The 13,475-nt window shown below is 50.0% G+C and carries 12 protein-coding genes, 1 other RNA gene and 1 pseudogene; 11 read left to right on the plus strand and 3 right to left on the minus strand.

From position 1 onward, the window contains the following. Positions 1 to 1,812: pseudogene (locus I2G69_RS04745) on the plus strand (FIVAR domain-containing protein); the annotation flags it as partial. A gap of 275 nt (positions 1,813 to 2,087) precedes the next feature. Here I2G69_RS04745 and I2G69_RS04750 read toward each other — a convergent pair. After that, positions 2,088 to 2,339 carry an AbrB/MazE/SpoVT family DNA-binding domain-containing protein gene (locus I2G69_RS04750; protein WP_054323025.1) on the minus strand — a complete coding sequence of 84 codons (252 nt, stop codon included), beginning with the start codon at positions 2,337 to 2,339 and terminating at the stop codon, positions 2,088 to 2,090. 167 nt (positions 2,340 to 2,506) lie between these two features. Here I2G69_RS04750 and I2G69_RS04755 point away from each other — a divergent pair, with 167 nt between their 5' ends. Genes I2G69_RS04755 through feoB form a run of 3 tightly spaced genes read left to right on the plus strand, consistent with a single transcriptional unit; the run spans position 2,507 to position 5,476 of the window. Next, positions 2,507 to 3,088, plus strand: coding sequence for a nucleoside recognition domain-containing protein (locus I2G69_RS04755; protein WP_087233172.1), 582 nt, complete (start codon positions 2,507 to 2,509; stop codon positions 3,086 to 3,088). Beyond that, on the plus strand, positions 3,081 to 3,605 hold the full coding sequence (locus tag I2G69_RS04760; RefSeq protein WP_195450791.1) for a spore maturation protein: 525 nt from the start codon (positions 3,081 to 3,083) through the stop codon (positions 3,603 to 3,605). The genes I2G69_RS04755 and I2G69_RS04760 overlap by 8 nt, the downstream gene beginning before the upstream one ends. Before the next feature lie 17 nt (positions 3,606 to 3,622). Beyond that, the gene (gene feoB, locus I2G69_RS04765; RefSeq protein ID WP_191521221.1) at positions 3,623 to 5,476 is read left to right on the plus strand and encodes a ferrous iron transport protein B; all 1,854 of its coding nucleotides are present in this window, start codon (positions 3,623 to 3,625) and stop codon (positions 5,474 to 5,476) included. A gap of 454 nt (positions 5,477 to 5,930) precedes the next feature. Here feoB and I2G69_RS04770 read toward each other — a convergent pair whose 3' ends face one another. Next, a complete protein-coding gene (locus I2G69_RS04770; protein WP_195560321.1) occupies positions 5,931 to 6,995 on the minus strand; it encodes a toll/interleukin-1 receptor domain-containing protein in 1,065 nt (354 codons plus the stop codon). 48 nt (positions 6,996 to 7,043) lie between these two features. Next, positions 7,044 to 7,829 carry a YhfC family intramembrane metalloprotease gene (locus tag I2G69_RS04775; protein WP_195560322.1) on the minus strand — a complete coding sequence of 262 codons (786 nt, stop codon included), beginning with the start codon at positions 7,827 to 7,829 and terminating at the stop codon, positions 7,044 to 7,046. Between the two features lie 293 nt (positions 7,830 to 8,122). Here I2G69_RS04775 and ffs point away from each other — a divergent pair. From ffs to I2G69_RS04810, 7 genes are all read left to right on the plus strand, one after another. Continuing rightward, positions 8,123 to 8,221, plus strand: an RNA gene (ffs, locus tag I2G69_RS04780) — signal recognition particle sRNA small type. A gap of 195 nt (positions 8,222 to 8,416) precedes the next feature. After that, positions 8,417 to 10,063, plus strand: coding sequence for a DNA polymerase III subunit gamma/tau (gene dnaX, locus I2G69_RS04785; protein ID WP_087233181.1), 1,647 nt, complete (start codon positions 8,417 to 8,419; stop codon positions 10,061 to 10,063). A 100-nt stretch (positions 10,064 to 10,163) separates the two neighbouring features. Then, complete coding sequence (locus tag I2G69_RS04790; protein WP_087233184.1) at positions 10,164 to 10,514, plus strand: YbaB/EbfC family nucleoid-associated protein; 351 nt, start codon at positions 10,164 to 10,166, stop codon at positions 10,512 to 10,514. Positions 10,515 to 10,517: 3 nt separating this feature from the next. Then, positions 10,518 to 11,120 (plus strand): recombination mediator RecR, encoded by a 603-nt coding sequence (gene recR / locus I2G69_RS04795; RefSeq protein ID WP_087233187.1) that lies wholly within the window; start codon positions 10,518 to 10,520, stop codon positions 11,118 to 11,120. Positions 11,121 to 11,300: 180 nt separating this feature from the next. After that, on the plus strand, positions 11,301 to 11,795 hold the full coding sequence (locus I2G69_RS04800; RefSeq protein ID WP_191362775.1) for an RNA polymerase sigma factor: 495 nt from the start codon (positions 11,301 to 11,303) through the stop codon (positions 11,793 to 11,795). Next, entirely contained in the window at positions 11,792 to 12,679 is an 888-nt protein-coding gene (locus I2G69_RS04805; RefSeq protein WP_191362776.1) for an RsiV family protein, read from the plus strand. Before I2G69_RS04800 ends, I2G69_RS04805 begins: the two co-directional genes overlap by 4 nt. 118 nt (positions 12,680 to 12,797) lie before the next feature. Continuing rightward, entirely contained in the window at positions 12,798 to 13,475 is a 678-nt protein-coding gene (locus I2G69_RS04810; RefSeq protein WP_191395489.1) for a Crp/Fnr family transcriptional regulator, read from the plus strand.

Here is a 13,475-nt window from a genome sequence, read left to right on the forward strand (position 1 = left end):
GATCCGGATTCCATGCTGAACCACTACAAAGAGCTGTTGAGCTGGCGCAATGAGCTCCGCGCGCTGAAAGACGGCGATGTGGCGGAATATGACACCGGCAACAACGGTGTAGCTTCCTACATCCGTATGACGCAGGACGACAGCGTCCTGGTAGCAACGAACCTGACTGGAAACGAAATCACCGTGGAAGTAAAACCGGATGCAGAATTTGGTTCCTTCAGCAAGATCCTGAAGAAATTCAGCGTGGATACCGTTTCGAAGTTGGAAGATGGCATGTTGACGATTGCCCCGTATAGCACCGTGGTACTCTCCGGCGATGTAAAGCCTGGCCAGTACAGCGTGGCATACAGCAAAAATGTGAAGCTCTCTGTGGATGGAGAGGAGCAGAAACTCGCAAACCTGATCGGCCTGTATACGGCGGATGCAGAGGATGGAGTTGTGACGCTGGAATTTGTACCGGCAGTCGAAGGAAAAGAAATTGCCGGCGTCTTGGTCAATGGCGAAAGCGTTGATTTTGACGATAGCGCTGTGTTTACATATGAACTCAATCCCAGCGAACAGATGCATACAACCTTTGCCTTTACAGTTGTTGATAAGCGTGTTCTTCGTATGACCCTGGAGACGGCGCAGAAGGCACTGGATGAGGCGGATAAGGATGCAATGCTCCCCGCTGTACTCGAAGCAATGGAAAATGCAATTGCAGCAGCCCAGGAGATTATTGATAACCCGACCGCAACGCAGACGGAGATTGACCAGGCGTGGAGCGGACTGTTGGATGCGCTGCACTGCATCGACTTCGTCAAGGGAGACAAGACCTATCTGGAAGAATTGGTAGCAATTGCAGAGCAGATCGACCTCAATGAATTCACCTCGGCGTATAACGAGGAATTCAACACCGCTTTCGTAGACGCCCAGGATGTTTTGGCTGACGAAAATGCGATGGAAGACGAGATCAACGCGGCTGCGGATGCACTGGAGCAGGCACTTCTTGGCCTGGTCCGCAGAGCGGATACCTCCGAACTGGAAGCGGTGATTGCAAAGGCAAAGGGCCTGAATCTGGACGAATATATCGAAGCCGGAAAGGCTGAGATGGCTCAGGCGCTGGAAGCTGCAAATGTGATCGTAGAAGATCGGGACGCTACGCAGGAAGACGTGGATAACGCAGCGATTACCTTGACGGAAGCTTTGGCGGCCATGCGTAAGATCGCCGATAAAGATGCTCTGCGTGCACTGATTGCCTCTATGGAGACGGTCGACTTGAGTGGGTTTACAGCAAAGAGTGTAGCAGCATTCCAGCAAGTGCTCAACACGGCGAAGGCTATGGCAAATGACGCGGCCCTGAGCGAAGACGATCAGGACAAGGTTGACGCAATGAGCGATGCCTTGCAGGATGCATATAATAGCTTGGAGAAAAAGGAGACGACTACGCATAACAGCTCTTCTGGCAGCTCCAGCTCCTCAAGCAGCAACAAAACGGCGTTTACAACCGCTACAGCGGTGGCGATCACTGCGGGGCAGAGTGTGGGGACTTCCTCCGCTGTCCGTTCGGTGATCTCTGATACAACCCTTCCCTTTGCTTTGAAACGCGGCAGCGCTTATTGCTTCAAGATGACAGTAACCAACGGTAGCACGGTGATGCCAAGCTTTACAGTTGGCAATGGGGATGTGTTTAAGACTCAGTTTGTAGCGAAGATCGGCAATGACTATTACTTCCGCATTTGGGCGATCGGCGCACCTGGACAGAGCGCTGGCATTTACACCCAGATGCCGGGTGAAGCACCGCAGTGCCATTGTGTGGTAACGGTTGCGTAAGCCATTGGTCGATTGGAAAGAAGCGGGAATGCTTTTTTCCGAACCCGATAAACAGACAACAAGTTTCATTTTCTCTTCATTTTCCTAATCTCTAAGGAAAACATACGATGTTTTTCTCCACCTGAGGAGAACCCCGCAGTTTACAGAGTCACTCCCTGTAAGCTGCGGGGGTTCTTTTTGTGATCGAAAACGATAAAAAAACAGCGCGATATTCCCAATTAGGATTTCGCGCTGTTATAGTCTATGAACCTACCCAATTAGGAACTCGGGCAGTATCAATCCTGAGAAAGGCTCGCGAGCTTTTTCAGACAGTTTTGACAGATGTTGTGTCCGCGGTAGGTTGTAATATTGACGAGGCTGTTGCAAAAGATACATGCCGGTTGATATTTCCGCAAAATGATGTCAGAGTCCTCAACAAAAATTTCCAGAGGGTCCTTTTCTTGAATATTTAAAGTACTGCGCAATTCCTTTGGCAGAACAATTCGTCCAAGCTCGTCAACTTTACGGACAATTCCTGTCGATTTCAAAATAGAATGTCCTCCTTTATGGATGATTTTGGAAGTTTTGTCACTTCCTGTAAAGATGGTAACATTATTTACCATTTTTGTCAATCTATTCAAGCTAAAAAATATACTATCCGTTATTGAAAATGAATACAGATTGGAATAGAACACAACAGGATGGAGGAACCCGAATGCTGAACAAGGTATGGGCGGCGATGATCGCAGTGAGTGTTTTTTGTGCTTTGGCGACCGGCCGCATGCAGCAGCTTTCGGAGGCTGTATTGGCGGGGGCCGGGAATGCGGTGCAATTAATTTTCGGGATGATGGGGATGATGTGCGCCTGGACAGGGCTGATGAAAATTGCAGACGCCGGAGGGCTCACCGCGATCCTTTCGCGCCTTCTGGCGCCGGTTTTGCGCCGTTTATTTCCCGCCTATCCGCCGGAAAGCCCTGCGGCAAAGGCCATCTGTATGAACATTACAGCGAATCTTTTGGGATTGGGGAATGCAGCGACCCCGATGGGGCTCGCCGCTATGAAAGAGATGGCCGCGCAGAATCGCGGTTCGCATGTGGCGGATAATTCCATGGTGATGTTCGTCGTGCTGAATACGGCATCGCTTCAATTGATTCCAACGTTTATGGGGACGCTCCGGGCGCAGTATGGGTCCGCAGCGCCGTTCGACATTTTGCCCGCCGTGTGGATGGTTTCCGCCATCGCACTGGTTGCCGGCCTTTTGGCGGCGAAATTATTGGAGGGCTGCTCCATTGGATAAACTAGGAATATATGTGGTTCCGGTCGCCGTGCTGTTGATGGTGGCATTTGGTGTGGTCCGGCGGGTGCCGGTGTTTGACACCTTTGTAGAAGGGGCAAAAGAGGGATTGCAGTCGTGCTTTTCCATCCTTCCCACATTGGTGGGGCTGATTATGGCTGTCACGATGCTGAACGCATCCGGCGCTTTGGATCTACTGGCTTCGTTCCTTGCTCCCGTGGCAACATTTTTGGGGATTCCAGCAGATGTACTGCCGCTTGCACTCATTAAACCGGTTTCAGGAAGCGGGGCGACTGCGCTGTTGACACAGATCTTTGCAAAGGACGGGCCGGACAGCTTTGCGGGCCGCGTCGCCTCCGTAATGGCCGGGTCAACCGAGACGACCTTTTATTGCATCGCCGTTTACTATGGGGCGGTACAGATCAAAAAAACGCGGCATACTATTCCTGCGGCGTTAATCGCAGATCTAACTGCATTTTTCGTCGCTGGGCTTGCAGTGCGGTTGTTTTTTGGAACTTAATCGGGGAGGAAGGACGCATGCAGGAAGGAGAAAAGAAACTCCGCGTTGTATTGGCAGGAAATCCAAATTGTGGAAAGACGACGTTGTTTAATCGGCTGACGGGGGATCACCAATATGTGGGGAACTGGCCTGGCGTGACCGTTGAGAAAAAGACAGGAGGACGACGGGTTCATGGGGTACAACTCGAAATAACGGATTTGCCAGGGGTATATTCCTTAACGCCCAATTCCCCCGAGGAAATGATCGCGGACCGCCTTTTGCAGAGAGGGGAGATGGAGGTCGTCATCGATGTGGTTGACGCCACGAACCTGGAGCGGAACCTCTACCTCACCATGCAGCTTTTGGAGCGAAGGCTTCCAGTGGTGGTCGCCCTCAATCTGATGGACGAATTGCGGAGGGAGGGTGGAAGTATCAACCGGCCGGCTTTGGAAAAGGCATTGGGGGTTCCGATAATTCCCATTTCGGCAGCAACCGGGGAGGGGATGGAAGAGCTCCTTTCGGGGGTGGTACATAGAGGGGAAATGTCTTCCTCATGTGCGAGGCCATTGTATCCCATTCCAGCACCGGACATGCCTGACTATGAAGAACAATTAGCGAAACGGCGGTACGGTGCGGCGGAATATGCCGTGAAACAGGGACTTCTTTTTAAGAAGCATCCAGGAAAACGTTTGAGTGACCGGGTTGACGCGATTGTCATGCATCGGTTTTTTGCGATCCCCTTGTTCCTAGTGCTGATTTTCCTCGTCTTCTACCTTACCTTTGGCAGCGTAGGGGCCTTTTTCTCGGAAGGGCTGTCAGCCGGGTTTGTAGCGGTTTCGAAGCATGTGGAATGGCTGCTTACAATGGCAGGGGCATCGGAATGGGTGCGCAGTTTGGTCGTAGAGGGCATCCTCGCCGGACTGGGGGCGGTATCGGCGTTTTTTCCACAGATTGTCCTGCTGTTTTTCCTTCTCTCCCTGTTGGAAGACAGCGGCTATATGGCGCGGGCCGCCTTTATAATGGACGCGCCCATGCGAAAGCTCGGCTTATCCGGGAAAGCCTTTGTACCGCTGTTGATGGGGTTTGGATGCACGGTTCCAGCGGCAATGGGAACCCGAATTCTGGAAAACCAGAAGGATCGCCGCCTGACGCTCTTAACGCTTCCGTTTCTATCGTGCAGTGCGAAAATGCCCGTCTATTCGCTGTTTATCGCCACCTTTTTTTCCAGGTGGGGACCGGTTGTGATGTTTGGCGTTTATCTGCTGGGAATTCTGCTGGGAGCGCTGTCGGCGTGGCTTTTCCAAAAGACGGTTTTAAAAGGAGAAGAGGCACCCTTTGTAATGGAATTGCCTCCTTACCGGCTACCCACTTGGAAGAGTTTGCGCATCCATGTTTGGGAGCGCGTCAAGGACTTTTTCAAAAGGGCAGGGACGGTTCTGCTGTGTGCAACCGTTTTCGTCTGGGTTCTGCGTTCATTCTCGCCTCAATTGCAATATGTGACGGATAGCTCACAGAGCATCCTCGCGGTAGTGGGTGGGTGGATTGCTCCCCTATTCCGGCTGTGTGGGTTTGACGATTGGCGTGCCGCCGTGTCCCTGGTGACCGGATTGGTGGCAAAGGAGAGCATTGTCAGTACAATGGGGGTGCTGTACGGCGGGGAGATGGGGCTTGCAGGCGCCTTGGCCGAGGCATTTGCCCCGCTTTCGGCCGGTTCCTTTCTGCTGTTTGTACTGCTCTATACGCCGTGTGTAGCTGCCATTTCCGCGATTCATCGGGAGATGGGCAGCTTCAAATGGACGGCTGTATGCGTGGTTTGGCAGCTGTCCGTGGCGTGGTATGTTTCCGCGCTCTTTTACCAGACTGGTATGCTTCTCCTAAAACTATTTTCATAATAAACAAAGCAGCTTCGTGGAAAACTTCCGTGAAGCTGCTTTTTAATCGCTATTCGGAGTAGAAAAAATGTCAGACCAAGAACCGCCGAAGAAGTGCGGGAAGAACCGAGAACTGGAGCGATAATGCCGGGCATCAAGCAGAATGTCCATCTTCATGTAATGGTCACGGAGGACGAACTGGACTTTGTCCATACGCGGATGGCCGAGCCCGATATCTCCGATATCGGGGCCTATGTGCGGAAGATGAAGCTCAACAGCTACATTCTCCATGTAGAAGAACTTACCCCGGTTAAAGTACTGGTATCCTTGCAGCGCTACTGTTCCAACAATCTTAATCAGGTGGGGATTCACGCCCACACCTACAGGAGGGAGTCGAATGTACTTATAGAATTATCCGCGCTAGTGAAAGATAATAAGGAGGATCAATCTCTGCGAGACAATCCCCTCCTTCTCACTATAATGTTTCTTTTATCAGCCAACCAATAAAATTAATAGGCGAGAAATTAACAGCTTTTTTGGAAAATGTAAAGTCATATTCTGCCTGTAGCTTTATTTGGATTTGTTCAGGCGTACATCTGATACTAACAAAAAAATTACTATCATATTCAATAGTTGCACCATCTTCAAAATCGTATGAAATGATAGAGTAGTTATCTTGAATCCGTTGCATACACCTTTTGTCAAAGTCGCTTTCTTGAAACGGTAACGAGAAAATATAAGATAATGAAGTAACATATAATTTGTCTAATTTACTTTTTACCAACTCATCGAGTTTTTTTGCGTCAGGATTAAAAACCGTTGCTTTAGCCATTACTTTTTCGCAGATACTTGAAGTTGTACTTCCTGATATTTTTTCTACAGATTCATCATACACACCATTTTTGTATTTGGGTATAGGGGACTGCAAATCAAAATCACTCAACGGAACAAAGTTCATCAATATTCCATTAGCTCTCTTGCGAAGTAGTCGTTGTACTTTTTCCCGATTATTCACTAAATCATCTTTTGTAAACCCATCGCAAAATGGGCCAATAGAAATATCAGTTTCTTTGCTTAACCCAAATATGACTTCTGTTAAAATGGGACTTTGAGAAGAGATGATCGTATTTGCGCTGTTTACGTCGATATGTCGAAAATTTTTGTATAATTGTTCCAAAGCACTCTGAATTGATTCGCGAGCATCCAAGTATAAACGCCCTGACAAAGCTGACGGGATACTACAATCATCCAACAGTACAGGGATAATTTGTGGCTTTTTATTCTCGATGTTCTTAGTTAGAGCAATATTTAATTCTTCTGTTACCCAAGGGGATTTACTCGAATTGTGGGAAATAAAAATCATATATATATCTACATTACTTAGCCCCTCTGCTATTGCTGAAATTATATATTCTCCAAGTGAAATATTTTTCACATCCATCCAGATATCAAAACCATTTTTAGCCATCAAACTTGCAAATAGAGAGACTCTTTCTTTATCTTTTTGGCTATAACTTATGAATACCATTTGCTTATTCATACTTTTCCTCCATTCTATGAGCGGTAATTCTTATTAGCTTATCAATAATCACGAAGCAATTTTTTGTATTTCATTAACTTTGCGCACGTGCAAGACATAAGCGAGCGATAGGAGTCCCAAAAGGAGAAGCACGCCTTCACAAATCCATATGTTACTGTATTGTACCAAGAATGTAGCGGCCACATTGAACGCTGTATGGGCGAGCAAGGCGAACAGCCAGTAGCGGAACGAATGCCCGCGATTGACACCGTAGAAAATCAGCACAGAAGCAAAAACATGGAAGAGCACCGCAGAGATGCGCTCCACAATTCCCAAATAGATGCTAGCGGTGGACACGGAGGCCAATGCAGCTGTGATCTGCTGGAGCATCTCAGCGGAGCCTGATGCGGCCGCTCCCAAAGAGCCGCTGTTAATCATCACACAGTAGAGGAGGTTGCCGATGGAGCTAAGGCCCACCAGCAAAACCACCTCGCAGAGCCCATGCCCCAAGCCAAAAGAGACTGCGTCGCGGTAGCTGCGCCGCCCCTTGCAGAAACATTTTGCGCCCAACAGGCGGGCAGATTCTTCAAACAGCCCGGCGGAAGCACTGAGTAAAATGAGATACAAAAGCATCTGTTGTTGCGCAAAAGTAAGGAACCAGCCCTGTGTGGAGAGAATACTTAAAAGCGGGATACGCAGTAGAATCTGTGAAACAAAAAACGCGAGTACACCGATGAACAAAGGGCGTAGCGAAATTGCCCGCCGGATCGCAAGGAGGACCAGAAGTAAAAGGGGGAATAGCACTGTAAAAAAAGAAGAAATTCCAAATGCAATAAGTATTTCTGTTGGAATCATGACGATTCATCTCCTTTGTGCCCCATTTTAGCATGGTTATTATAAAAATACTAGAGGGAATGCGATCGATTGGGCAATTTCCTTTTGATTAAGTTAGCAAACAATTCTCTACATGCGGCCAGCCGATGTAATTTTCCCAAAATCGGTTTCTGCAATCTGAAAAAATGGTGAACTTTTGTAAAAGAAGACAAGTTGGGCCTTGCGTTTTTGCGCAAAATACGATATAATATCCAGGTCAAGGGATGACCCTTGGAGAAGCAAGGCAGGAATTGCGTGTAACAGGATATGCAGGCGGGCGGGCTCTGTGCGACGGAGCGCCGTGAACCATGTCAGGCGGGGAACCGAGCAGCATTAAGCGGAAGAGCCCGTGCGATGCAGGTGGTCCGTTCGTCTGCATATCCCGGTACACGATACCGTCGCGAGGCGGCTGTCCTTGCTTTCCGTTTGTATACGGGCTGTCCGGAAGATACAGGAGGCGGTTGTGCGTCTTAGATTGGCGTATTCTTTTGTGACGAAGGTGTTTGTTTAAGAAGAGCACAGCGGGTTGATAGGCTTCTATTCGCGGAAATCTAGAGAGAGGTGCGCATATGTATAAGGTCTTGTACCGAAAGTGGCGGCCGCAGGTCTTTGCGGACGTAGTAGGGCAGCCACAGGTCACCGTAACGCTCAAAAATGAGCTGATGGCTGGCCGGATTGCGCACGCGTACCTCTTCACAGGATCGCGCGGAACAGGAAAGACCACCTGCGCGAAGATTCTGGCAAAGGCGGTCAACTGTCTCGAGCTGCACGGCGGCGACCCTTGTGGGTCGTGCGAAATCTGCCGCGGAATCGAAAATGGTTCCGTGATGGATATCGTGGAGATTGACGCTGCCAGCAACAACGGCGTGGATAACATCCGTATGTTGCGGGAAGAGGCGAATTTCACCCCGGCTGCCGCCAAATACCGTGTTTATATCATCGACGAAGTACACATGCTGTCCACAGGGGCGTTTAATGCGCTGTTGAAGACGCTGGAAGAGCCGCCAGAGCATGTGATTTTCATCCTTGCAACCACAGAGGTCCACAAGCTTCCCGCCACAATCCTGTCCCGATGCCAGCGGTTCGACTTCCGGCGGATTCCTCCGCAGGAAATCGCCGGGCGGTTGGCCTATGTAGCGGAGCAGGAAGGGGCTGTTTTGGAGGAGCAGGCAGGCTTGCTGCTTGCTCGATTGGCGGACGGCGCTCTTCGCGATGCGCTTTCCCTCTTAGATCAGTGCCTTGGGCGGAGCAAACAGGTTACGCTGGACGTTGTTCAGGAGACGGTTGGGCTTGTTGGGCGCGACCATCTATTTGCCTTATCCGAAGCCGTGCGCAAGCAGGATTCGTCTTCCGCATTGGAGACGATCGACCGCCTGCACAATGCGTCCAAGGACATGGCGCGCCTTTGTGAGGAGCTTTCCTCCCACTACCGCGGGTTGATGTTGATTAAAACGATGAAGGACGCGCGGGGTATTCTCGCTGTATCGGACGATGAATTTGAGCAGATGACCAAGCAGGCGCTTTCCACCCCTCTATCGGAGATCTTACACGGTCTCGATACGCTGCAAGGGGCTTTAGACAAGATGTATCGCGGCGGCGACCGCCGTGTCGAGCTGGAAATGGCGCTGATCAAGCTTTGCTCGCCGGAATTGGATGATTCGAATGCCGCTTTGATCCGGCGGATCGAGGCATTGGAGCGGGGCAATCCCCGCCTAGCGGCTTCGAAGGCAAAGCAGACGGAGCCTATTGTGCAAAGCCCTGAGGAACCAAAACAGGAAGGGCAGCCAAGCGTAGTTCCATTGCCGGACGAGCTTCCCCCCAAAAAAGAGGAAGCTGTTTTACCTCCCCCTATAAGGCCATCGGTTGCGGCCAACCCCCAGAAGCCTCTTGAAGAAGGTGCAACCCGCTTGGCTGAATGGCCGGAGATTTTGCGTATCTTAAAAGAATATTCGGTTGCGATATCAGCGGCGTTCACCGGTTCTTCGGCATATGTCAACGGCGATTATGTGTTGATTGACGCCAAGGAAATGGCCTTTGAGCTGCTCCGCAAGTCTTCGCAGCGCGATAAGATGCGCGAGGCGATCCAGCAGGTCACCGGACGCGTCTATAAACTAGGCCCTTATCGTGCAAAGAAACAGGAAGAGGCCGAAGTTGACCCTCTATTGAAATTGGCTGGAGAAGCGGAAGAGGCGGGAATCCCTGTGACACGGACGTAACTGCGGCCGGACAAACGGGAAATGAAGATGTGTTCTCATCAATTTGATAAAATAGAACGCCCATTTGGGCAAAGAATCTTTTGAAAAGGAGTTTTGATTTATGAAGGCAAGATTACCCCAGGGATACGGCGGAGGCGGAGCAGCAAATATCCAGCAGCTCGCTCGTCAGGCCCAAAAAATTCAGGAGGAGATGGATGCGGCCAGCGCAGAGCTGGATCAGAAGTTATATACAGCGACTTCCGGCGGCGACGCTGTGAAGGCTACAGTCAGCGGCAGCTTGGAAGTACAGTCCATCGAGATTAAGCCTGAAGTGGTCGATCCCGAAGATGTAGAGATGCTGGCGGATCTGGTCCGTGCAGCTGTCAACGAGGCGCTGCGCGCGGCTTCCGAAGAGAAGGCGGAGAAGATGGAAAAGATCTCCGGCGGCTTCAACATGCCGGGCCTCCTGTAAAGAATGCCCTCATATAATGTTGCCCCGCTGTCGCGTCTGATTGAGCAATTTGAGAAATTGCCCGGTATTGGGCATAAAAGCGCTCAGCGGCTGGCCTACTATGTTTTGGGCCTATCCAAAGAAGGTGCAGAGGCATTTGCCAATGCCATTTTGGATGCGCATGAAAAAATCCATTATTGCAAAATTTGCTGCAACTTAACCGATCAGGAATTGTGCCCTGTGTGCCGCAACGAAGCGAGGGACAAGTCCATCATTTGTGTGGTGGAGGACCCGCGTGATGTGATTGCACTGGAGCGCACCAACGAATTCAATGCCACTTACCACGTCCTTCACGGCGTGATTTCCCCGCTCAGCGGGGTGGGGCCAGATCAGCTCTGCATCAAGGAGCTACTGGCGCGCGTTCATGCGGGTGGGGTCCAGGAGGTCATTATGGCCACCAATCCCACGGTGGAGGGGGAAGCGACCGCCATGTATATTTCCCGGCTGCTCAAGCCGCTGGGGGTAAAGGTGACACGCCTCGCATATGGGATCCCGGTGGGCGGCGATTTGGAATATGCGGATGAAGTAACCCTATCCCGCGCGATCGAAGGGCGCAGCGAGATTTGAACAGAATCACTAATCCCCGGCAGGGAAGGAGAAATCCTTCGTTGCCGGGGATTTTTCGATCATAGGACTGATTGCTCGAAACGAAATAATGATAAAGTATAGAAAAAATTGTAAGGGACTAACTTTTGCCAGTGTTCGCCGATCTAAAGAGTAGAAAAAGCAACAGGAAGGAGGGGCATTATGAAGGAGGAGTTACGCGAACAAATTGTTAGCTATTTGCTGGAAAATCAGGATAAATTTTACCGGCTTGCCTTTTCCTATGTCCATAATGCGGATGCAGCCCTCGATATTGTACAGAATGCGATTGTCAAGGCATTGGAGCATTATACCTCGATTCGCAACGCCGACTATGTGAAGACCTGGTTCTACCGGGTTTTGGTCAATGAATGCTTAACCGCGCTGCAGAAGGGAAAACGGGAATATTCCTATGAGCCAGGGGATTTGCAGCGCATTCAAGATACGCCGGTGGAGGAAGACCACCAGGCGATGGAAATTTATGAACAGGTGCAAAAGCTCCCGGAAAAGATGAAAACCGTAGTGGTCCTGCGTTTTTATGAGGATTTCTCCTTGGCAGAGATCGCCAAGGTAACGGGGGCGAAGCTTAGCACAGTGAAATACCGTCTCTATTCGGCGCTGAAACAAATCAAGATGACTTACGAGGAGGGATTGGCATGAACAAAGAAGATCGTATCCGTGATTCCAAAAAGATTTATGATGCGACAGAAATTCCCAGCGAACTTTCAGAGACGGTTCATCAAGCCATACAACAAACACAATTGAGAAAAGGAGGAAACGAAATGCATCTATTCAAACGGTATGGAAAACGAGTAGCGGCTACGGCAGCGTGTTTGGTGATCTGTTTCGTTGCAGCATTGAATGTCAGCGAACCCTTTGCAGCAGCAGTTGCCAAGGTTCCGGTGGTGGGAGGCATTGTCCAAGTCGTCACCTGGAGAAGCTACGTTCAGGAGGACGAGGATAAGACCATTCAGATGGAAGTCCCTCAGATTGAAGGAGAAGAAGACAGCGGCGTTGTAGCCGATGTAAATGCAGAAATCCAGAAGATTGTGGATGACTACAAAGCGCAGGCGGAACAGCAAATCGCGGAGTACAAAGAGGCGTTCATTGCAACAGGAGGCACGGAGGAAGAATTTGCACAGAAGGATATCAAGGTTGATGTTCAGTACGATGTGAAATACCAGTCGGATACGCGCCTTTCTCTGGAACTTACGGCAAACGAGAACTGGTGCAATGCGTATAACGTGCAATATTTCTACAACATCGACTTAAAAGACGACAAGGCGCTGACCTTGGAGGATATCCTGGGAGAGGATTATGTCTCTATTGCGAATGCGAGCATCCGAGAGCAGATGCAGCAGCGTATGGCAGAGGACGAGAATCTGGTTTACTGGGATGGCAGTGACGGAATCGAAGGATTTACCACGGTGGATGAAAATACCAAATTCTATTTGAATGAAAAAGGAAATCCGGTTGTGGTGTTCGCCGCTTATGAGATTGCCCCGGGTGCCTTCGGTGCACAGGAATTTGAAATTGTTCCGTAAAACAAAAATCTTCAGTAGGATTTCTTCCTACTGAAGATTTTTTGCACACTTCTTTCCCTTTCCTCTTTGGATTATGCTATACTGGGTATACAATGTTACGAGGAAAAGGGGAGTGCATATGGAACCGCTTGATCTGCGCTTTTTGGAAGAGACGTTCCCATTTTGGAAAGGGTTGACTCTGCGGGAACAGCAGAAACTTTTATCGCAAACGCGGTGCTATGTGTATCCAAAAGGCAGCCGAATTCACAGCGGTTTGGAGAGGTGTACAGGGGTGCTTGCTGTAAAACGCGGGCAGCTGCGGGCGTATCTGATGTCTGACGAAGGAAAAGAAATCACTTTATATCGCTTGCTCGATGGAGATGTCTGTTTCCTCTCTGCATCGTGCATCCTGAAAAATATTTCCTTTGACATCTATGTGGATACTGAAGAAGAGACGGAACTCTATCTCATCCAAGCTTCCGCCTACGATGCCCTTGGCAAGAGCAATCTGGCGGTGCAGACATTTTTGCAGGAGACCATTTCCGCACGCTTTTCAGACGTGATGTGGGTCGTCGAGCAGATTGTTTTTATGAAGTTCGACCGCCGGTTGGCGATTTTCCTATTGGAACAAGCCGCTCTGGAAGGGAACGACGCCGTCACGCTGACGCATGAACAGATCGCCCACCATATGGGCAGCGCACGGGAAGTGGTGTCGCGCATGTTGAAGTATTTTCAGAACGAAGGGTTGGTGGAGGTCTCCCGCAAGGGAATCCGGCTGTTGGACCGCAAAGCGTTGAATGCACTGGCGAGGGAATGA

It is taken from the genome of Anaeromassilibacillus sp. D41t1_190614_C2 (assembly GCF_015558525.1).
Classification (GTDB): Bacteria; Bacillota; Clostridia; order Oscillospirales; family Acutalibacteraceae; genus Anaeromassilibacillus; species Anaeromassilibacillus stercoravium.